Source organism: Pseudomonas sp. BLCC-B112, from assembly GCF_028550695.1.
Classification (GTDB): Bacteria; Pseudomonadota; Gammaproteobacteria; order Pseudomonadales; family Pseudomonadaceae; genus Aquipseudomonas; species Aquipseudomonas danubii.
The window spans coordinates 243,021-262,750 of record NZ_JAQQGK010000006.1; the positions used below are offsets into that span (position 1 = coordinate 243,021).

Sequence of the window (19,730 nt, forward strand, 5' to 3'; positions counted from 1 at the left end):
AGCGGCCCTAAAGCCCCCCCACCAGCAACTCTTCCAGCGCCAGCAGATCCGGCACCTTGGCCACCAGCTCGGCCACCTGCACCGCGGCTTTTTCCAGGGGCGCCAGGGGCACGTCGACATAGCTCAGTTGGCTGTCGAGCTTGCAGGAGCGGGGAATGCCCTGCACCAGCAAGGCGATGAACTTCAGTTCCGGGCGCCCGCCCAGGGCATTGAGCACCACGATGCGAGCCCGCTCGCCGATCACCGTCTTGTTGCCACAGGCCGATTCGAAACTGATCAACGGAATCCGCCGTTCGCGCCAGAGCACCTGGCCCAGGTACCAGGGTGGCGAGTCCAGGTCGAAGGCGCCCTGCTGGTAGTCGATCAACTCGGCCACTGCCACGTTCGGCAAGATCAGGGTGCGGTCGGCCAGGGGCAACAACAGCCCGGTGAGGGTGCTGGAGCGGTGATCAAGCATGGTTCTTGCTCCACAGGGCGATGCTTTCCAGCAACACCGACTCTTGATAAGGCTTGCCGAGGTAGTCGTTGACCCCAATGGCCATGGCCCGATCGCGGTGTTTCTGGCCGGTACGGGAGGTGATCATGATGATCGGCAAGTGCTGCAGACGGGGATCGTTGCGCACCTGGATCGCCACTTCGAAGCCGTCCATGCGCGGCATCTCGATATCCAGCAGCATCAGGTCCGGGGTGTGCTCGGCCAGCACGGCCATGGCATCGACTCCGTCCTTGGCAGTGAGCACGTTCATGCCGTGGCGCTCCAGCAAGCGGCTGGTGACCTTGCGCACAGTGACCGAGTCATCCACCACCAGCACCAGCATCGGCCGTGGCGGCTCCACCTCGCTGGCTGCTTCCTCCCCGGCCGGACGCGGCAGGGGCGCTTGCAACTGCTGTGCGCGGATATGCGCCAGCAGGTCGAGAATCAGCACCACCCGGCCATCGCCGAGAATGGTCGCACCGGACAGGCCCTGCACCGCCGCGAACTGCGGGCCCAGGCTCTTGACCACGATCTCTCGGGTGCCGGCCGTGGTGTCCACCTGCACCGCGATACGCTGCTCGTTGCAGTGCACCAGCAGCACCGGCAACGGCAGCACCTGGCCCAGGAGCTTGGGCCGCGGCACGGTGTGCAGCAGCTCCCCCAGGTAGCACAGGTCATAGCGCTGGCCGGCGTATTCATAGCGCGGCGGGTCGAGTTGGTAATAGGCGTCCAGTTCACCCGGCAGCACCCGGACGATGCCTTCCACGGTGTTCAGCGGGATGGCGTACTGCTCGTCGGCGCACTGCACCATCAATGCCCGGTTGACCGAGACGGTGAATGGCAAGCGAATACGGAAATGCACCCCCTGGCCGGCAATGGAGTCGATGCTCATGCTGCCGCCCAGTTGGCGCACTTCTTCATGGACCACGTCCATGCCCACGCCGCGCCCGGAGATCTGGGTGATCTTCTCGGCGGTGGAAAAGCCCGGCTGCATGATGAACTGCAGCACCTCGCGGTCGCTGATGGGCGCCTGCGGGTCCAGCAGGCCACGCTTGATGGCCTTGTTGCGCACCGCCTCCAGGGGCACTCCGGCACCGTCGTCGCGCATGTCGAAGATGATGTCGCCGCCCTCGCGGGACAGGTCGAGGGTGATCCGCCCCTGTCGCGGCTTGCCGGCGGCCAGCCGCGCCTCGACGGATTCCAGGCCGTGGTCCACGGCGTTGCGCAGCATGTGCTCCAGGGGCGCCACCATGCGTTCGAGCACGTTGCGGTCCATTTCCCCCTCGGCGTTGCCCACCACGAATTCCACGTCCTTGCCCAGCTCTTCGGCCACTTGGCGCACGATGCGCTTGAGCCTTGGCACCATGCGCTCGAAAGGCACCATGCGGGTGCGCATCAGGCCTTCTTGCAACTCGGTGTTGATGCGCCCCTGCTGCTGCAACAGGTTCTCGGCGTCATGGTTGCGTCGGTCGAGGGTTTCCTTGAGGTCCAGCAGGTCCGAGGCCGATTCGAACAGGGCCCGGGACAGCTGCTGCAACTGCGAGTGTCGATCCATTTCCAGGGGGTCGAACTCTTCGTAGCCCAGGCGCTCGGCCTCCACCTGCTGGCGGCTGAGAATCCGTCCCTGGGTCTCGGTGTCCAGGCGGCGCAGCTGGTCACGCATCCGCTCGATGGTGGTTTCCATCTCGCCAAGGGCCACCCGGGCATCGTTGACCTGTTGTTCGATGCGGCCACGAAAGATCGACGTCTCCCCGGCCAGGTTCACCAGGTCGTCCAGCAACTCCGCCGATACCTTGACCATGTCCCCGGCTGCCGCCGCTTCTGGAGCGGGTGCGACAGGCTCGGGCTTGCTCGCCGGTAGCGGGGTTGGCACCCCAGACGTGGACGGCACACGGGGATGGCTCAGGTCGTGGATGGCGTCGATGAGTTTCTGCGCCGCCTCGATGGGCTGGCCAGCCCGGGCTGCGTCGAGCATCTGCGCCAGACGGTCGTGACTTTTCTGCAACAGGGTGAACAGCGCTGGGCTGGGTTGCAGCAGGCCGGCGGACAGGCCTTCGAAGAGAAACTCCAGCTCGTGGGCCAGATCGCCGATGGGGGCAATCTCCACCATCCGCGCACCGCCCTTGAGGGTGTGCAGGTCCCGCAGCAGGGTTTCCACTTCCTGGCGGGCCTGGGGGTCAGCCTGCCAGCGCCCCAGGGCCGCGGCGGAGCTGTCGATGATGTCGAAGCCCTCTTCGAGGAAGATCTCCAGCAGCTCCGGGTCCTGGGCGGCACTGTCCTCCTGCGCCGCGCTCGGCACCGGTTCCGCAGGGCTTGCGGCCTGCTGCCGGTAGGCCCGCACGGCATCGACCTGGGCCCGGGACTCGTCCAGCGGCCGTTGCCCCTGCAATTGCTCCAGCAGCAGCGCCAGCTGCTCATGGCTGCTGCGCAATAGCAGGCCCAGGTGCTGACTGTGGCTGTAGCGCCGGTCCACCAGCCCCTCGTACAGCGACTCCAGCTCATGGGCCAGTTCCGCCACCGGGGCCACTTCGGCCATGCGCGCACCGCCCTTGAGGGTATGCATGTCCCGCTGCAGGGACGACAGCGGTGCAGCATTTTCAGGATCGGCCAGCCAGCGCTGCAAGGCCTGGTCGGCGCTTTCGAGGATATCCACCGCTTCTTCGAGGAAGATCTCGACGATCTCGTCATCGGCTTGCAGAGGATCTGCAACCTGCTCCAGGCCAGCGGTGGCCGCCCCCAGTTCACTGATACTCAGGACGCGACTGCCATCGCTTCTGATCAAGCCGGTGGCGGACGGGTCGAGGCCCTGGTGCAACAGTTTGCGCAGGGCCTCGACCCGCTCCGGCCGCGGGCTGACTTCCTGGCCCGCCGCCAGCTCGTCGAGCATGTTGATCAGGGCTTCATGGGCGCTTTCGGCTTCATTGAAGAAGCCCTCGCTGACCGCCAGGCTGCTTTCCTCCACGGCGCCATAGAGATCGAGCAGGGCCTCGCACAGCTCATCCACCGGATGCAGGTCGGCCAGGTGAGCGCCTTCGCCAAGGGTGGTCAACTCGTCCAGCAAGGCGCTGAGCTCCTGGCGCTCGCCGGGATGCTGCTGCCAACGCCGCAACAGGCTTTCGGCATCCAGCAGGATGTCCATGCCCTGGGCCAGGAAGTTATTGATCAGTTGCGGATCGCGCTTGGCCCGAGGGGCACTGTCCGGGGCGTTGAGCAAGGCTTCCAGCCGCTCCCCCAGCAGCACCAGGACGCGGCCGACCAATGAGCGGGCACCATCGATGGGCGCCAGCGGATCACTGTCCAGCTGCCGCAAGCCACGGCGCAGCAGGCCTTCGGCCTCCAGCAGCAGTTCCACTTCGTCCAGGTCCAGGGGAATCAGGTGCGCCCGGTACTCCCGGGCCAATTGGTCGAAGGGCCCGGCCAGCTCGGCGATGGGCAGCACTCCGGCCATGGAGGCGCTGCCCTTGAGGGTGTGCAGGGCACGTTGCAGTGCGTCGCTGGCCTGCAACGGCACGTGCTCGGCGGCCTGATCGAGAAAACGCTGGATGCTGTCCAGGTGGGTCTGGGCTTCGGCACGGAAGATTTCCAGCAACTGCGGGTCGAGGGCGTGGTCGTCCGGCGCCACGCTGGCGGGCTCCTCGGCGCCCTTGGCCAGGGCATGGGCACGCGCCGCCAGGCGATCGACATCATCGCGCTGACGCTGACCCTGGACGGCGAACTCGGCGATCAGCTCAGGCAACAGCTCCAGCGTGTCCTCCACCAGCTGCAGGACCTCGGGGCCGGGGGCCACGCTGTGTTCCAGCACCCGATTGAGGAGGTTCTCCACCGCCCAGGCCAACTCCCCCAGCACCAGCGCGCGCACCATGCGGCCGCTGCCCTTGAGGGTATGAAAGGCCCGCCGCAGCTCACTCAGGGCGGACGTGCCCTGGGGGTCGGCCGCCCAGCGCGGCAGGTACTCGCGAAGCATTTCCAGCACTTCCTCGGTTTCTTCGAGGAACACTTCCCGCAGTTCGTCGTCCACGGGCTCCTCGTCCCGAGGGGGCGGCAGCAGGCTGCCCGGGGTGATCAGGGCCGGCGGGTTGAGGGCCGATACCGGCACCGCCAGCGCATCCGCCAGGGACTGTGCCACCTGGGGATCATCCAGCGCCTGCAGGTCCTGCGCCACTTGGGCCTGGTTGGGACTCAGGGGCTGATCCAGCAACGGCACCTGTTCCACCGGTACATAACCGAGGGCGGCCAGGCCTTGCTCGGCAACGTCGAGGATTTTTTCGCCCGGGGCTTCATGGTCCTCGCTCAAGCGCTCCAGGTAGTACTCCAGGCTGGTGATCACGTCAGCCAGATGGTCCAGTTGCTGCCAGGCCGGCCTGGGTTGCGCCAACAGCAGATGCTCGGCGATGAACTGGTTGCAGGCCTCCATCAGGCTGGCGGCACGGGGCAGCGGAATCATCGCCAGGGCACCGCGCACCTGGGTCAGCAGCTCTGGCAGCGAAACCAGTAGCTCGCGCTCCCAGTCACCTTCGATGCACTCGATGATCAGGTCCTTGGCCTGCTGCAGGCAGAGCCGTGCCTCCCTGATCACCAGTTGGTGGATCTGGGTCAGGTCGGTGGTGGGCAGGCGGCTTTCTTCGCGACTCTCCGGCTCCACAGTACCGACCATGCCGGCCAGGGTCGCCTCGACATACAACAGGGCACCGGCCACATCCATCAACACCGCGTCGTCCGGCGCCCGCTGGCCCTGAGCCAGACTCTGCACCACCGCCAACTGGTCGATGATCACCTTGCGCGGCTGGCCGAACCCCAGCACCGCCAGGGTGTCGGCGATCTGCCGCAGCGGCGACAGCAGACTGTCCAGGTCGCCGGCGTGCTGGCGATCGCTGCGCACGAACAGGTCGAGGCGCTCCTTGACCCGCACCAGGCCGTCGCACACGGCCGCCAGCACCGAACGCATGGCATCGCGATCGGGGCCGGCCATGCGGGCCCGCTCCTCGTCGACCACCGCGCTGTCGGGCAAGGCATCGTCCAGTCCGTAACGTTCTTTCATGGTCAGCATCAATGGAGTGGGATGGCGCGCCTTGGCGATGTAGAACAACAGGCTCTTGAGCAACTCGGCGGGCGCCGCCTGGTTGATGCCGGGCATGCCTTGTTCCAGGAGCCGCTTGAGTTCCTTGTCGGCGTCCTTGAGCAGGCTGCGCACCGCCGGGCTGTTGGCGATCTCGTTCTGGCGCATGCCTTCCACCAGGGCCGAGGCGATATGCCACAAAGGCGCCAGCGGCGCATCCTGGCACAGGGCCTCCAGGCGCTCGAAGACCTTGGCCATGTGGCCCAGGCAAATGTCGGCGTCCTGCTCACGCAGCAGGTCCACCAGCGCGGTCTGCAGCATGTGTCGCAGCTTGCGCAACTGGGTCGGGAATTCCAGGGGCTCCAGGGCCGCCAGGGCCTTGTCGGAAAGAGGCGGCAGGCTGGGCAATTGCGGGCTGAACAGGCTGGTTTCCGAAAGCAGGCTTTCACCCCGAGCGCTGCGCAGGTCGTTGAGCAGTGGCAACACCACCAACGGCAGGTCGCGCCGGGCGCTCTGCACCCGGTCCAGGTACTGGGGCAACTGGCTGATGGCCTGGCGCAGCAGGCGCAGGGCTTCGTCACGCTGGGCCACCCGCTGTTGCTGCAGGGCCAGGGCGAGTTTCTCCATCTCCTCGGCCAACAGCGCGGCGCCGTAGAACTCCACCATCTGCAGGCTGCCATGGACCTGATGAATCCCCTCCAGGCACTGGTCGAGGGCGTCCAAGGCCTGGGGATCGTCCGCCAGGTGCTCCAGTGCCTGATAGGCCTGCTTCAAGGTCTCGGCAATTTCGCCCTTGACCCATTCCAGGGCCACATAGTCATGCCGGTCAACCATAACCACTCCAGTCAAAACCTTCTGTGCTCGCCAGATCGCAAACGGGTTCCCAGCGTCAGCGGTTGTCATTCGGGGCCGGTCCCCGGGTCGCCGGCAGGGTAAAGCCGGATACAGAGCGGCGCAGTTGGCTGGCCATCTTCGCCAGGTTGCCGATGCTCTCGGCGGTCGCAGTGGAGCCGGACGAGGTTTGCGAGGTGATCTGCTGGATCACGTTCATGGTCAGGGAAATCTGACCGGCCGAGGAGGTCTGTTGCTGGGCCGCATTGGAGATGCTCTGGATCAGCGCCGCCAGGGTCCTGGATACGCCCTCGATTTCTTCCAGGGCCACCCCGGCGTCCTGGGCCAGGCGCGCACCGCGCACCACTTCGGTGGTGGTCTGCTCCATGGAGATCACCGCTTCGTTGGTATCGGTCTGGATCGCCCGCACCAGGGTCTCGATCTGTCGCGTGGCCGCCGAGGAGCGCTCCGCCAGACGCTGCACTTCATCGGCCACCACGGCAAAACCGCGCCCGGCATCCCCGGCCATGGAGGCCTGGATCGCCGCGTTCAAGGCCAGGATGTTGGTCTGGTCGGCAATGTCGTCGATCAGGCTGACGATATCGCCGATTTCCTGGGAAGACTCACCCAGGCGCTTGATGCGCTTGGCGGTGTCCTGGATCTGTTCACGAATGTTGTCCATGCCGTGGATGGTGTTGTGCACCACTTCGTTGCCCTTGTTGGCGATCTCCACCGAGCGCTCGGCCACCGCCGAGGACTCCGCCGCGGTGGCCGAGACCTGATCGATGGACTGGGCGATGTCGTTGATCGCCGTGGAGGCTTCGCAAATCTGCTGCGCCTGATGCTCCGAGGCTTCCGCCAGCTGCATGGCGGTGGCCTGGGTTTCCTGCACCGCGCCGGCCACCTGACCCGCCGTGAGGTTGATGGTGGCCACCAGGTCGCGCAGTTGGTCGACGGAATAGTTGATGGAATCGGCAATGGTGCCGGTGAAGTCTTCGGTCACCGAAGCGGTCACCGTCAGGTCGCCGTCCGCCAGGTCCTCGATCTCATCCAGCAGACGCATGATCGCGTTCTGGTTGCGCTCGTTCTTCTCGGCGGTTTCCAGCAACTGGCGGTTGGTTTCGCGGACCATCACCAGGCCGATGAGGATGATCGACGCCAGTGCCAGCAGGCCCAGGACGTAACCGCCGATGGTGTCCAGCTTGCGGCTGCCGGCCAGGTTCTCGAAGCCGGTGGCCAGCAGCGAGGCTTCGTCCAGCAGGGTCTGGGACAGGCTGAAGATGTTGCTCGCCGATTCGCGGACCTGGAACAGCTCGGGCGAGGTTTCGAGGATCTCGTCCACGGAACCGGAAACGAACTCGAACAGTTCGGAAATCTCCGTCAGGCGGGACCGGGCGTCGAGGTCTTCGACCTGGCTGATCTTCAGCCCCGGGTTGCCTTGCAGCATGCCGTTGAGCACCTGGCCGAAACGCGCGGCATCGCGGCCGAATGCATCGGCGGCCTGCACGGCGTTTTCGTCGCCGGCCAGCACCGTATTCACCGCACCGAGAATCCGTTCGGCCAACAACGACTGGCGCTGGGCCATGGCCACCTGGGCTGCCGGGGCGCCGCGCTGGAGCAGGATCTCCACCACCTTCTCGTATTCCACCTGCAACTGCGGCACGGTTTCCGCCAGGGTCGCGGCCACCTGGTGCAGGGACAACACCGTCTGTTCGCTGGCCAGGATCGCGTCGGTGTTCTTCAGCAGTTTTTCCCAGTCCAACTGCACGGCGCGCATTTCCTGGCGCAGGGCCACCGGGGCCCCGGGCAGGCCGGTGGCCGGGTCGCCCTTCTTCAGATAGCCCCAGCGCTGGGCAAAGTCATTGCGTGCATCCCCCAGCAGCTTGAACGCCGCGACCTTGCCCGCCGCCGCTTCGGTGGCGTTCTTGGCGATGCGCTGGGACAGCACCCGCAGCTCGCCGGCATGGCCGATGTACTGCTTGTCGTAGGTGGCCTGGGTATTGAGGTAAGCGAAGTTGGCGAACAGCAGCATGATGAACACGATCAGTGCGATGAACAGCACGATGATCTGCGAGCGACTGCGGGAGCCCTCCAGGGGCTTGCCGGTTTTGGCTTTGGTCATCGATCAGGCCTGTGGCGAGCGGGCGGTCCCGCGTTCGGGTCCCCGGGACGCACGCATCGCCAGGGCAGCATGGATTGATCCAGGAAGGCACGGGCCTGCCATGGCACTGCAAACGGGCTGCACAGCCGTCGGGGCGTCATTCATGCCGCCACCTCCAGGAACCCGGGAGAACGGGCCAGGGCGAAGGGGCTGAACACCTGCCAGATCTGATCACGACGGAACTGCCCTTGCAGGTAGGGATTGATCGCGGCGTCGCAGAATCCGCCAAGGCCGGGCTCCAGGCTGTCCTGGGCAAAGTGCTGCAGGCCGGCCACCTCATCCACCAGCAGGCCGGCGAACAGCTCTTTGTACTCCACCACCAGCACTCGCCGCTGCTTGCGCAGGGGCGACAGTTCATGACCGAAAAAACCGCACAGGTCCATGATCGGCAGCAGGCGCCCACGCAGGTTGGCCACGCCCTTGACCCAGGGTTTGACCCCGGGCAGCAGGGTGTAGCGCGGCTCGTGCAGGACTTCGCTGATCTCGCCCATGGCCGCGACGTACCAGTGCTCTCCCAGGCGGAAACCGATACCGCTCCAGCTGTGCTGGCGGGTTTCCTGGGACGGCAGGTCGGCAGCCAGCAGGCGGCAGCGCTGGTCGATCTCCAGCAGCAGCTCGAAGGCGGTCTGGGATTCGCTCATGGCCGGGCGATCAGCCGGCCAGGACGTTGTTCAGGGTCTTGATCAGGGTCTCTTCGTCCACCGGCTTGGTCAGGTAGTCCTTGGCGCCCTGGCGGGTGCCCCAGACCTTGTCGGTTTCCTGATCCTTGGTGGTGATGATGATCACCGGGATGTGGCTGGTCTCGGCGTCCTTGGTCAACTGCCGAGTGGCCTGGAAGCCGTTGAGGCCGGGCATGACGATGTCCATCAGCACCGCATCGGGTTTTTCTTCCCGGGCCAGGGCCACGCCGTCGGCACCGTTCTCGGCCTTGAGCACTTCATGGCCGTGCTTTTCCAGCATGCCGGTGAGTTTGTACATTTCAGTCGGCGAGTCATCGACGATCAGAATACGAGCCATGGTCTTCCCCATACGGTATAGGCGCGCGGCCCGCGGGCCGGACACCATTGTGCGTGTCTACTGTGGCGCAAGCGCGACAAAGTCCGGAACGTGGGCCTTGATTGCGCTCAGCAGTTCTTCCTTGCTGAAGGGTTTGGTCAAAAACTGGTCGGAGCCGACGATACGCCCCTTGGCCTTGTCGAACAGGCCGTCCTTGGAGGACAGCATGATCACGGGAATGGACTTGAACGCGCTGTGGTTCTTCACCAGCGCACAAGTCTGATAACCGTCGAGCCGCGGCATCATGATGTCGACGAAAATGATTCCGGGGTGGTGGTCGACGATCTTCGACAGCGCTTCGAAGCCGTCCACTGCGGTAATGACTTCACAGCCGACGTTCTTCAGCAGCATTTCGGCCGTGCGGCGAATCGTCTTCGAATCGTCGATCACCATCACCTTCAAGGCGTTGGAATGCTGTTCCATATCTGCTCTGCCATCGCCCCAGCGAATGATTTGATCCGGTACCGCTGGCCAACGCCCCAAACCCTTGAACTTCAAGGCCTCGGCCCGGCATGCGAGCCTTTTTAGCACACTCTCCCCCCTGCAATCTATGGACCACGCCAGGCAGTGGTTTTTCCTTGACCCAGGCCCTTGTCAGCGCCACTCTGACGCCACTTTTTTTGCCTTGCTCCCACTCATTTTCTTAAAGGAATCCACCCATGAGCGTTCGCGTCGGGATTGTCATGGACCCTATCGCCAGCATTTCCTACAAGAAGGACAGCTCGCTGGCCATGCTGCTGGCCGCCCAGGAGCGCGGCTGGACCCTCTTCTATATGGAGCAGCGCGATCTGTACCAGGGCGCCGGCGTGGCCCGGGCGCGCATGCGGCCGCTGCAGGTGTTCGCCAACCCGGAGAAATGGTTCGAGCTGGACGCCGAGATCGACTGCCCGCTGAGCGATCTGGACGTGATCCTGATGCGCAAGGACCCGCCCTTCGACATGGAGTTCGTCTACTCCACCTACCTGCTGGAACAGGCCGAAAGCGCCGGCGTGCTGGTGGTGAACAAGCCCCAGAGCCTGCGCGACTGCAATGAAAAGCTGTTTGCCACCCTGTTTCCCCAGTGCACCCCGCCCACCGTGGTCAGCCGTCGCGCCGATGTATTGCGCGAGTTCGCCGCCCAGCATGGCGATGTGATTCTCAAGCCCCTGGACGGCATGGGCGGCACCTCGATCTTCCGTCACCGCGCCGGCGACCCGAACCTGTCGGTGATCCTGGAAACCCTGACCGTGCTCGGCAGCCAGCAGATCATGGCCCAGGCCTACCTGCCGGCCATCAAGGACGGCGACAAGCGCATCCTGATGATCGATGGCGAGCCGGTGGATTACTGCCTGGCGCGCATCCCCGCCGCCGGTGAAACCCGTGGCAACCTGGCCGCCGGCGGTCGTGGCGAGGCCCGTCCACTGAGCGACAAGGATCGCTGGATTGCCGCTCAGGTCGGCCCGACCCTGCGGGCCAAGGGCCTGCTGTTCGTCGGCCTCGACGTGATCGGCGAGCACCTGACGGAAATCAACGTCACCAGCCCCACCTGCATCCGTGAAATCGACAATGCCTTCGGCACCCAGATCGGCGCACGGCTGATGGATGCCATCGAACGCAAACTGCAAGCCGCCAGCAACAAGCCGCAAGCTTGATCTGCATCAAGCTGCAGCTTGTCGCTTGAAGCTTGGCACTCAAGGCTTGAAACCAACATTGCGTTATCATGCGCCGCCTGTGAAACCGTGATGTTGGTTGTGTGATGCCTCCTGTGATGTCGAACCGTCGATGAACCTCCCGTCCGATCTGCCCCCCGAGCTGGCCCATAGCGGCGTGCGCGCGGCCGATCGCCTGGGATTTACCCTGTTCCTGGCGGCGCTCCTGCACCTGGCACTGATCCTCGGCCTGGGCTTTTCCTTTGCCGAACCCAAGGCGATCAGCAAGACCCTGGAAATCACCCTGGCCACCTTCAAGAGCGAGACCAAGCCGAAGAAGGCCGACTTCCTCGCCCAGGAAAACCAGGAAGGCAGCGGCACCCTGGACAAGAAGGCCATTCCGAAAACCACCGAAGTCGCCCCCTTTCAGGACAACTCGGTGAAAAAGGTCGTGCCGCCACCGTCAGTCAAACCTGAAGTCAAGGAAGTCGCGCCCAAAGCGGCCGTGGCCACCACCGCGCCGAAGCCGAAAAAGACCGTGACCCAGCGTGAAGAGGTCAAGAAAGACCCGACGCCCAAGGCCGACACCCCGCGTTTCGACAGCGCCCAACTGTCCAGCGAGATTTCCAGCCTGGAAGCCGAACTGGCCAACGAGCAGCAGCTGTACGCCAAGCGCCCACGCATCCACCGCCTGAGCGCCGCCTCCACCATGCGCGACAAGGGCGCCTGGTATAAGGACGAGTGGCGCAAGAAGGTCGAGCGCATCGGCAACCTCAACTACCCCGAGGAAGCCCGGCGCAAGCAGATCTACGGCAACTTGCGGCTGATGGTCTCGATCAACCGCGACGGTTCCCTGTACGAAGTGCTGGTGCTGGAGTCCTCCGGCCAGCCGCTGCTGGACCAGGCCGCCCAACGCATCGTGCGCCTGGCAGCGCCGTTCGCCCCCTTTACCGGCGACCTGTCGGACATCGACCGCCTGGAAATCATCCGCACCTGGCGCTTCGCCCGGGGCGACAAACTGTCCAGCAACTGATCTTTCGCCCCTGCGACCTCGAAGAGGCCCGACAGAGCGGCGCAAATCCCAATGACGCCTTCGCTGGCAAGCCAGCTCCTGCACAGGGCGCGCTTGTCAGCCGGGCCCGCCACCGCCACACTAGCGCTCATGAAAAATGTCAGCCCCAGCTATCTCAAGCATCACTTCTTGATCGCCATGCCCCATATGGCCGACCCGAATTTTGCCCAGACGTTGACCTATATCGTCGAGCACAATGCCAGCGGCGCCATGGGCCTGGTGATCAATCGGCCCCTGGACCTGAGCCTGGCCGATATCCTCGAACAATTGCGCCCCGACGAAGAACCGTCGCTGCTGTGCCAGCATGTGCCGATCTTCAGCGGCGGCCCGGTGCAGACTGATCGCGGCTTTGTCCTGCACCCCAACGGCCCGATCTATCAGGCCACGGTGGAATTCGAAGGGCTGTCCCTGTCCACCTCCCAGGATGTGCTGTTCGCCATTGCCGACGGCGTGGGCCCGGCCAAGAGCCTGATCGCCCTGGGCTATGCCGGCTGGGAAGCCGGGCAGCTGGAAGCCGAACTGGCGGACAACGCCTGGCTGACCTGTCCCTTCGACGCCGACATCCTGTTCAACACCAGCAGCGAATTGCGCCTGGAAGCCGCCGCCCGGCACCTGGGGGTCAACCTCAGCCTGCTCACCAGCCAGGCGGGGCACGCCTGATGGCCTTGCGACTGATCCTGGGCTTCGACTACGGCACCAAGCAGATCGGCGTCGCCGTCGGCCAGGCCATCACCGGCCAGGCCCGGGAGCTGTGCACCTTGAAGGCGCAGAACGGCGTGCCGGACTGGAATCAGGTGGAAGCCCTGATCAAGGAATGGAAACCCGACGCCGTGGTGGTGGGCCTGCCCCTGAACATGGACGGCAGCCCCAGCGACATGTGCGTGCGCGCCGAGAAGTTCGCCCGGCGCCTGAACGGCCGCTTCAATGTGCCCTTCTATACCCACGATGAACGCCTGACCACCTTCGAGGCCAAGGGCGAACGCCTGGCCCGGGGCGGGCAGAAAGGCAGTTACCGCGACAACCCGGTAGACGCCATCGCCGCGGCCCTGCTGCTGCAGGGCTGGCTCGACGAAAACGCCACGCTGTTGAATACCTGAGATCCCGAATCCTGAAGATGCGCGGCACAAGGCTGCGCGCCTCCTGGCCCAACACCAGCCGTAAGTTCCCGTGCCCTGCTGCCCGGCAGCAGGCGCGAGCCCACGAAGGAGCCACCATGAGCCTGCCCAATCCCGCCGCCCTGATCAGCCAGATGGCCACTGATCTCAACGCCCACCTGGCCCAGCGCGCCATCAGCGAGCCGCGCTTCATCGGTATCCGTACCGGTGGCGTGTGGGTGGCCCAGGCCCTGTTGGAAGCCCTGGGCAGCGACGCCCCCCTGGGCACCCTGGATGTGTCCTTCTACCGCGACGACTTCAGCCAGAACGGCCTGCACCCGCAAGTTCGCCCCTCGGAACTGCCGTTCGAGATCGAAGGCCAGCATCTGGTGCTGATCGATGACGTGCTGATGAGCGGCCGGACCATCCGCGCCGCCCTCAACGAGCTGTTCGACTATGGCCGTCCAGCCAGCGTGACCCTGGTCTGCCTGCTGGACCTGAACGCCGCCGAGCTGCCGATTCGTCCGAATGTGGTGGGCGCGACCCTGTCGCTGGCCGCCCACGAGCGGGTAAAATTGTCCGGTCCTGCGCCGCTTCAACTCGAGCTCCAAGACCTCGCCCTCTAACTCGCCCTTTTAAGAGTCCATTGCGATGACGCCTCTAGACGCCAAGCGCCCGCTGCAGCTCAACGATCAGGGCCAGCTGCGCCATTTCCTGTCCCTCGACGGCCTGAACCGCGAGCTGCTGACAGAAATCCTCGACACCGCCGACTCCTTCCTCGAAGTCGGCGCCCGGGCGGTCAAGAAAGTCCCGCTGCTGCGCGGCAAGACCGTGTGCAACGTGTTCTTCGAGAACTCCACCCGTACCCGCACCACCTTCGAACTGGCGGCCCAGCGGCTGTCGGCGGACGTGATCACCCTGAATGTCTCGACCTCCTCGGCGAGCAAGGGTGAAACCCTGCTGGACACCCTGCGCAACCTGGAAGCCATGGCCGCCGACATGTTCGTGGTACGCCACGGCGACTCCGGCGCCGCGCACTTCATCGCCGAACACGTGTGCCCGCAAGTGGCAATCATCAACGGCGGCGACGGCCGTCACGCCCACCCGACCCAGGGCATGCTCGACATGCTGACCATCCGCCGGCACAAGGGCGGCTTCGAGAACCTCTCGGTGGCCATCGTCGGCGACATCCTGCACTCGCGGGTAGCCCGCTCGAACATGCTGGCGCTCAAGACCCTCGGCTGCCCGGACATCCGCGTGATCGCACCGAAAACCCTGCTGCCGATCGGCATCGAGCAGTACGGGGTCAAGGTCTACACCGACATGACCGAAGGCCTGAAAGACGTGGACGTGGTGATCATGTTGCGCCTGCAGCGTGAACGCATGCAGGGCGGCCTGCTGCCCAGCGAAGGCGAGTTCTACCGCCTGTTCGGCCTGACCACCGCACGCCTGGCCGGGGCCAAGCCCGACGCCATCGTCATGCACCCGGGCCCGATCAACCGCGGTGTGGAGATCGAATCGGCGGTGGCCGACGGTCCGCACTCGGTGATCCTCAATCAGGTGACCTACGGCATTGCAGTGCGCATGGCGGTACTGTCCATGGCCATGAGCGGGCAGACCGCCCAGCGACAATTCGAGCAGGAGAACGCCCAGTGAAGCTCAGCATTCTCGGCGCCCGCGTCATCGATCCAAGCAGCGGCCTGGATCAAACCACTGATCTGCACCTGGAAGCCGGCAAGATCGTCGCCATCGGCGCCGCACCCAATGGTTTCAATGCCGTCACTATCATCGACGCCAAGGGCCTGGTGGCCGCGCCCGGCCTGGTGGACCTGAGCGTGGCCCTGCGCGAGCCGGGCTACAGCCGCAAGGGCAGCATTGCCAGCGAAACCCGCGCCGCCGCGGCCGGTGGCGTCACCAGTCTGTGCTGCCCGCCGCATACCAAACCGGTACTGGATACCTCGGCCGTGGCCGAACTGATCCTCGACCGCGCCCGGGAAGCCGGCAACAGCAAAGTCTTCCCGATCGGGGCTCTGAGCAAGGGACTGGAAGGCGAACAGTTGGCCGAGTTGATTGCCCTGCGTGACGCCGGCTGCGTGGCCTTCGGCAACGGTCTGGACGGTTTCCGCAGCACCCGCACCCTGTGCCGTGCCCTGGAATACGCCGCCACCTTCGACCTGACGGTGATCTTCCACTCCCAGGACCGCGACCTGGCCGAAGGCGGCCTGGCCCATGAAGGTGCTACCGCCAGCTTCCTCGGTTTGCCGGGCATCCCGGAAAGCGCGGAAACCGTGGCCCTGGCCCGGGACCTGCTGCTGGTGGAACAAAGCGGCGTGCGCGCTCACTTCAGCCAGCTGACCAGCGCCCGGGGCGTTGAGCTGATTGCCCAGGCCCAGGCCCGCGGCCTGCCAGTGACCGCCGATGTGGCGCTGTATCAGCTGATCCTCACCGATGAGGCGCTGATCGACTTCTCCAGCCTGTATCACGTGCAGCCGCCACTGCGCTCGCGAGCCGACCGTGATGCCCTGCGTGCAGCGGTGAAGTCCGGGGTGGTGCAAGCCATCTCCAGCCATCACCAGCCCCACGAGCGCGATGCCAAGCTGGCGCCGTTCGGGGCCACCGAGCCCGGCATCAGCAGCGTCGAGTTGCTGCTGCCACTGGCCCTGACCCTGGTTCAGGACGGTTTACTGGACCTGCCGACCCTGCTGGCGCGCCTCAGCGCTGGTCCTGCCGAGGCCTTGCGCCTGCCGGCGGGCAAGCTGGTGGAAGGGGGTGCAGCGGATCTGGTGCTGTTCGACCCGGCCAGTTCCACCGTGGCCGGCGAGCGCTGGCTGTCCAAGGGCGAGAACTGCCCGTTCCTCGGCCATAGCCTGCCGGGCGCGGTGCGCTACACCCTGGTGGATGGGCATATCAGCTATCAAGGCTGATTGCCTGGCTGGCGCCCTGTAGCCGCTGCCGCAGGCTGCGAACGGCTCCGAAGGAGCCGCCGCTCCTGATGGCGGTCTGCGGCAACAGCTACATGCAACGCCATCACTGCCTGCGCCGCTGACTGGGTCAACGGCGTTTGGCGTTTTCCAGGGAGACCTGGTCGTTCAGGGTCCAGAAGTCGTACAGCACCCCCAGGAAGAACAAACCACCGGTGAACAGGTAGAGCACACCGCTCAACCATTTGCCCTGGTACATGCGATGTACGCCAAATACCCCGAGGAAGGTCAGCAGAATCCAGGCCACGCTGTATTCCACGGGACCAGAGGTAAAGCGCAAGTCCGCTTCCCGATCCATGGACGGGATCAGGAACAAGTCGATCAGCCAGCCAATGCCCAATAGACCAAGGGTGAAGAACCAGATGGTCCCGGTCACCGGCTTGCCGTAATAGAAGCGGTGAGCGCCGGTAAAACCGAGAATCCACAACAGGTAACCGATCACCTTGCTGTGGGTGTCATGGGCGGATGCATCCTGACGATAGGTGTTCATTAAGAGCCTCTTGCTAGGTGATAGATAAATATTCTTAAAATCTTTGTGACTTTTTTACAGGCTTTCGACGTGTGGACAATGTTACCTTCTGTTCCGCCAAAGCCTTGTACTGCCTGACTTCTGACGGTTTTCTGCGTCAAGTTGCCACCTCTTTGCCGAAGTTGACCCCAAGGTTGAATCGACAAACGGCCACGGAAGTGACCTGAAAGCTGTTATAAAGTTGCGCGCTAACCAAATAAGAGCCTTGCCTAATGCGACCATTTTTCAAGACATGGCTAACCATTTGCCTATTAATGCCACTGGCCGCCCACGCCACCAACCGTGAGCAACGACTTCCCAACGTTAATGGCTACACCCCGAAACCCCATGTTTCGACGGTCACCGCCAAGAACAAGACCACCATCAAGCACCCCACCCGCCTGAGCAAGGCCGACAGCAAGCTGGTAGCCAACAACGCCGGCCGGCCAAGCACCACTGTCCTCAGCCGTGCGGTCAATGTGCTGGGCACCCCCTATCGTTGGGGCGGCAGCAGCCCAAGTAAAGGCTTCGATTGCAGCGGCCTGGTGCGCTACGCCTTCAATGACGTCGCCGCCGTGGACCTGCCACGTACCTCCAACGCCATGGCCAGCGGCCACGGGCAGAAGGTCGAGCGCAAGGACCTGAAGCCGGGCGATCTGCTGTTCTTCAACATCAAGAGCCGCAAGGTCAACCACGTCGCCATCTACCTGGGCGAAGACCGCTTTATCCACGCCCCACGGCGCGGCAAGGCAGTGACCATCGACACCCTGAAGAAACCCTACTGGCAGAGCCACTACGTGGTTGCCAAGCGGGTCCTGCCCAAGGAACAGGCTCCTCTGCGGGTCGTGCAGCGCTGATCTGCTGATTCGCCCATTCGCCGGCAAGCCGGCTCCTACACCCACCTGTAGGAGCCGGCTTGCCGGCGAATGCATTTCCAGCCCTGTCAAAAGCTCTCCGGCATCCGGGCCTGCTCCCGCGCCTGTTCTCGGCTGATCAGCCCTTGCCCCAGCAATGCCTTGAGGCTCATGTCCAGGGTGCGCATGCCCTGGGCCCCGCCGGTCTGGATCGCCGAATACATCTGCGCCACCTTGTCCTCGCGAATCAGGTTACGGATCGCCGCATTGCCCAGCATGATTTCGTGAGCCGCCACCCGCCCACCGCCCACTTTCTTCAGCAACACCTGGGCAATGACCGCCTGCAACGACTCGGCCAGCATCGAGCGCACCAGGGCCTTTTCCTCCCCCGGAAACACGTCCACCAGCCGGTCGATGCTCTTGGCCGCGGATGCAGTGTGCAGGGTGGCGAACACCAGGTGCCCGGTTTCGGCGGCGGTCAGGGCCAGGCGAATGCTTTCCAGATCGCGCAACTCTCCCAGCAGGATCACGTCCGGGTCCTCCCGCAGCGCCGCACGCAAGGCGGTGGCGAAACTGCGGGTATCACGCGGCACTTCGCGCTGGTGGATCAGGCAACTTTTCTGCGGATGAATGAACTCGATGGGGTCTTCGAGGGTGAGGATGTGCTGCTGCCGATGCTGGTTCAGGTGATCGATCATCGCCGCCAAGGTGGTGGACTTGCCGCTACCGGTGGGCCCGGTGACCAGCACCAGCCCCCGGGGCGCTTCGGCAATCTGCTGAAACACTTGCCCCAGTCCCAACGCCTCCAAGCTCAGTACCCGTGACGGGATCAGGCGCAGCACTGCAGCCGCTCCCCGGACGTGCTGGAAGGCATTGACCCGGAACCGCGCCACGCCCGGCAGTTCGTAGGCAAAGTCCAGATCCTGCTGGCTGGCGAACACCTGCCGCTGTGGCTCGCTCATCAGGCCATGCATCAAGGACAGCACCTGCTGTGCATCCAGGGCCGGGCTGTCCAGCGGACGAATATCGCCATCAATGCGCAGCATCGGCGCCAGTCCGGCAGACAGATGCAGGTCGGAAGCGCCCCGGGAGATGCTCAAAGTCAGGAGTTCGGTGATGTCCATAGTGCCCCCCAATTCCAGTAGAATGCCGCGAGCTTCAGACCCAGCCGCCATGCCGGGCAATGACCGGCGCGGCCCTTGAGCGATGCTCGGGCCGGTCGACAATCAGGGTCTGGTGGATTCATGCGGCGGTTGGCGGCCAAGGTCACAGGCTCCCGGTCGCCGGTACTTTTGAGAAGAAATCGAATGTCCACGATAGCAGACAACATTGCCCAGCTAGCCGAGCGTATCCGCAGCGCCTGCCAGGCCGTACAGCGTGCCCCGGACAGCGTCATGCTGCTGGCCGTGAGCAAGACCAAACCCGCCGCCGCCCTGCGCGAAGCCTATGCCGCCGGCCTGCGGGACTTCGGCGAGAACTACCTGCAAGAAGCCCTGGGCAAACAACAGGAACTGGCGGACCTGCCCTTGAGTTGGCACTTCATCGGCCCCATTCAGTCGAACAAGACTCGCGCCATTGCCGAGCATTTTGCCTGGGTGCATTCCGTGGATCGCTTGAAAATCGCACAACGCCTGTCCGAGCAACGCCCCGCCGAACTGCCACCGCTGAACATCTGCATCCAGGTGAATGTCAGTGGCGAAGCCAGCAAGTCCGGCTGTACCCCGGCCGACCTGCCAGACCTGGCCAGGGCCATCAGCGCCTTGCCACGCCTGCAACTGCGCGGGCTGATGGCGATTCCCGAGCCCACCGAGGACCGCGCCGCCCAGGAAGCCGCCTTCGCGGCGGTGCAGGCCCTGAACAACCAACTGCGCGACAACCTCAAGCTGCCCCTGGACACCCTTTCCATGGGCATGAGCCACGACCTCGAAGCGGCCATCGCCCAGGGCGCCACCTGGGTGCGGATCGGTACCGCACTGTTTGGTGCCCGCGACTACAGTCAGTCCTGATGCGACTG

17 protein-coding genes are annotated in these 19,730 nt (G+C 64.6%); 9 read left to right on the forward strand and 8 right to left on the reverse strand.

What is annotated here, in order from left to right:
* Positions 1–7: 7 nt before the first annotated feature.
* From PQT43_RS17615 to pilG, 6 genes are all read right to left on the reverse strand, one after another.
* Positions 8–457, reverse strand: a complete 450-nt coding sequence (locus PQT43_RS17615) for a chemotaxis protein CheW (protein WP_102862066.1) — start codon at positions 455–457, stop codon at positions 8–10.
* A complete protein-coding gene (locus tag PQT43_RS17620; protein ID WP_272754364.1) occupies positions 450–6,365 on the reverse strand; it encodes an Hpt domain-containing protein in 5,916 nt (1,971 codons plus the stop codon). The genes PQT43_RS17615 and PQT43_RS17620 overlap by 8 nt, the downstream gene beginning before the upstream one ends.
* A 55-nt stretch (positions 6,366–6,420) precedes the next feature.
* Positions 6,421–8,484: a methyl-accepting chemotaxis protein gene (locus PQT43_RS17625; protein WP_253084032.1), complete on the reverse strand. Its 2,064-nt coding sequence runs from the start codon at positions 8,482–8,484 to the stop codon at positions 6,421–6,423.
* 140 nt (positions 8,485–8,624) lie between these two features.
* A complete protein-coding gene (locus PQT43_RS17630; RefSeq protein ID WP_253084033.1) occupies positions 8,625–9,164 on the reverse strand; it encodes a chemotaxis protein CheW in 540 nt (179 codons plus the stop codon).
* A 10-nt stretch (positions 9,165–9,174) separates the two neighbouring features.
* Positions 9,175–9,540: a twitching motility response regulator PilH gene (gene pilH / locus PQT43_RS17635; protein WP_011064000.1), complete on the reverse strand. Its 366-nt coding sequence runs from the start codon at positions 9,538–9,540 to the stop codon at positions 9,175–9,177.
* A 57-nt stretch (positions 9,541–9,597) separates the two neighbouring features.
* Entirely contained in the window at positions 9,598–10,002 is a 405-nt protein-coding gene (gene pilG / locus PQT43_RS17640) for a twitching motility response regulator PilG (protein ID WP_025131048.1), read from the reverse strand.
* A gap of 236 nt (positions 10,003–10,238) precedes the next feature.
* Between pilG and gshB the strand changes: the two genes are divergently transcribed.
* The 7 genes from gshB to PQT43_RS17675 all read left to right on the forward strand — a co-directional run bounded on the left by gshB (position 10,239) and on the right by PQT43_RS17675 (position 16,297).
* Positions 10,239–11,210 carry a glutathione synthase gene (gene gshB, locus PQT43_RS17645; RefSeq protein ID WP_102881162.1) on the forward strand — a complete coding sequence of 324 codons (972 nt, stop codon included), beginning with the start codon at positions 10,239–10,241 and terminating at the stop codon, positions 11,208–11,210.
* Between the two features lie 130 nt (positions 11,211–11,340).
* Entirely contained in the window at positions 11,341–12,240 is a 900-nt protein-coding gene (locus PQT43_RS17650) for an energy transducer TonB (RefSeq protein ID WP_102881163.1), read from the forward strand.
* A 129-nt stretch (positions 12,241–12,369) separates the two neighbouring features.
* A complete protein-coding gene (locus tag PQT43_RS17655; protein WP_102862072.1) occupies positions 12,370–12,939 on the forward strand; it encodes a YqgE/AlgH family protein in 570 nt (189 codons plus the stop codon).
* Positions 12,939–13,376 (forward strand): Holliday junction resolvase RuvX, encoded by a 438-nt coding sequence (ruvX, locus tag PQT43_RS17660; RefSeq protein WP_016964942.1) that lies wholly within the window; start codon positions 12,939–12,941, stop codon positions 13,374–13,376. The genes PQT43_RS17655 and ruvX overlap by 1 nt, the downstream gene beginning before the upstream one ends.
* Positions 13,377–13,492: 116 nt before the next feature.
* A complete protein-coding gene (pyrR, locus tag PQT43_RS17665; RefSeq protein WP_060841533.1) occupies positions 13,493–13,999 on the forward strand; it encodes a bifunctional pyr operon transcriptional regulator/uracil phosphoribosyltransferase PyrR in 507 nt (168 codons plus the stop codon).
* 25 nt (positions 14,000–14,024) lie between these two features.
* Positions 14,025–15,029 carry an aspartate carbamoyltransferase catalytic subunit gene (locus tag PQT43_RS17670; protein WP_011064007.1) on the forward strand — a complete coding sequence of 335 codons (1,005 nt, stop codon included), beginning with the start codon at positions 14,025–14,027 and terminating at the stop codon, positions 15,027–15,029.
* Complete coding sequence (locus PQT43_RS17675; protein WP_102862074.1) at positions 15,026–16,297, forward strand: dihydroorotase; 1,272 nt, start codon at positions 15,026–15,028, stop codon at positions 16,295–16,297. Before PQT43_RS17670 ends, PQT43_RS17675 begins: the two co-directional genes overlap by 4 nt.
* Positions 16,298–16,424: 127 nt before the next feature.
* Here the strand turns inward: PQT43_RS17675 and PQT43_RS17680 are convergent, their stop codons facing one another.
* Positions 16,425–16,844 (reverse strand): NINE protein, encoded by a 420-nt coding sequence (locus tag PQT43_RS17680; protein ID WP_102862075.1) that lies wholly within the window; start codon positions 16,842–16,844, stop codon positions 16,425–16,427.
* Between the two features lie 251 nt (positions 16,845–17,095).
* Here PQT43_RS17680 and PQT43_RS17685 point away from each other — a divergent pair, with 251 nt between their 5' ends.
* On the forward strand, positions 17,096–17,719 hold the full coding sequence (locus tag PQT43_RS17685) for a C40 family peptidase (protein WP_102862076.1): 624 nt from the start codon (positions 17,096–17,098) through the stop codon (positions 17,717–17,719).
* An 86-nt stretch (positions 17,720–17,805) separates the two neighbouring features.
* Here the strand turns inward: PQT43_RS17685 and PQT43_RS17690 are convergent, their stop codons facing one another.
* The gene (locus tag PQT43_RS17690; RefSeq protein WP_267269060.1) at positions 17,806–18,840 is read right to left on the reverse strand and encodes a type IV pilus twitching motility protein PilT; all 1,035 of its coding nucleotides are present in this window, start codon (positions 18,838–18,840) and stop codon (positions 17,806–17,808) included.
* A gap of 183 nt (positions 18,841–19,023) precedes the next feature.
* Between PQT43_RS17690 and PQT43_RS17695 the strand changes: the two genes are divergently transcribed.
* Entirely contained in the window at positions 19,024–19,722 is a 699-nt protein-coding gene (locus PQT43_RS17695) for a YggS family pyridoxal phosphate-dependent enzyme (protein WP_102862078.1), read from the forward strand.
* Positions 19,723–19,730: the final 8 nt, after the last annotated feature.

Coding starts and splice junctions, on each gene's coding strand:
- PQT43_RS17650 (WP_102881163.1), top strand. CDS start 11,341: ATGAACCTCCCGTCCGATCTGCCCCCCGAGCTGGCCCATAGCGGCGTG.
- pilG (WP_025131048.1), bottom strand. CDS start 10,002: ATGGAACAGCATTCCAACGCCTTGAAGGTGATGGTGATCGACGATTCG.
- PQT43_RS17685 (WP_102862076.1), top strand. CDS start 17,096: ATGCGACCATTTTTCAAGACATGGCTAACCATTTGCCTATTAATGCCA.
- gshB (WP_102881162.1), top strand. CDS start 10,239: ATGAGCGTTCGCGTCGGGATTGTCATGGACCCTATCGCCAGCATTTCC.
- pilH (WP_011064000.1), bottom strand. CDS start 9,540: ATGGCTCGTATTCTGATCGTCGATGACTCGCCGACTGAAATGTACAAA.
- PQT43_RS17655 (WP_102862072.1), top strand. CDS start 12,370: ATGAAAAATGTCAGCCCCAGCTATCTCAAGCATCACTTCTTGATCGCC.
- pyrR (WP_060841533.1), top strand. CDS start 13,493: ATGAGCCTGCCCAATCCCGCCGCCCTGATCAGCCAGATGGCCACTGAT.
- PQT43_RS17690 (WP_267269060.1), bottom strand. CDS start 18,840: ATGGACATCACCGAACTCCTGACTTTGAGCATCTCCCGGGGCGCTTCC.
- PQT43_RS17625 (WP_253084032.1), bottom strand. CDS start 8,484: ATGACCAAAGCCAAAACCGGCAAGCCCCTGGAGGGCTCCCGCAGTCGC.
- PQT43_RS17615 (WP_102862066.1), bottom strand. CDS start 457: ATGCTTGATCACCGCTCCAGCACCCTCACCGGGCTGTTGTTGCCCCTG.
- PQT43_RS17630 (WP_253084033.1), bottom strand. CDS start 9,164: ATGAGCGAATCCCAGACCGCCTTCGAGCTGCTGCTGGAGATCGACCAG.
- PQT43_RS17680 (WP_102862075.1), bottom strand. CDS start 16,844: ATGAACACCTATCGTCAGGATGCATCCGCCCATGACACCCACAGCAAG.
- PQT43_RS17670 (WP_011064007.1), top strand. CDS start 14,025: ATGACGCCTCTAGACGCCAAGCGCCCGCTGCAGCTCAACGATCAGGGC.
- PQT43_RS17695 (WP_102862078.1), top strand. CDS start 19,024: ATGTCCACGATAGCAGACAACATTGCCCAGCTAGCCGAGCGTATCCGC.
- PQT43_RS17620 (WP_272754364.1), bottom strand. CDS start 6,365: ATGGTTGACCGGCATGACTATGTGGCCCTGGAATGGGTCAAGGGCGAA.
- ruvX (WP_016964942.1), top strand. CDS start 12,939: ATGGCCTTGCGACTGATCCTGGGCTTCGACTACGGCACCAAGCAGATC.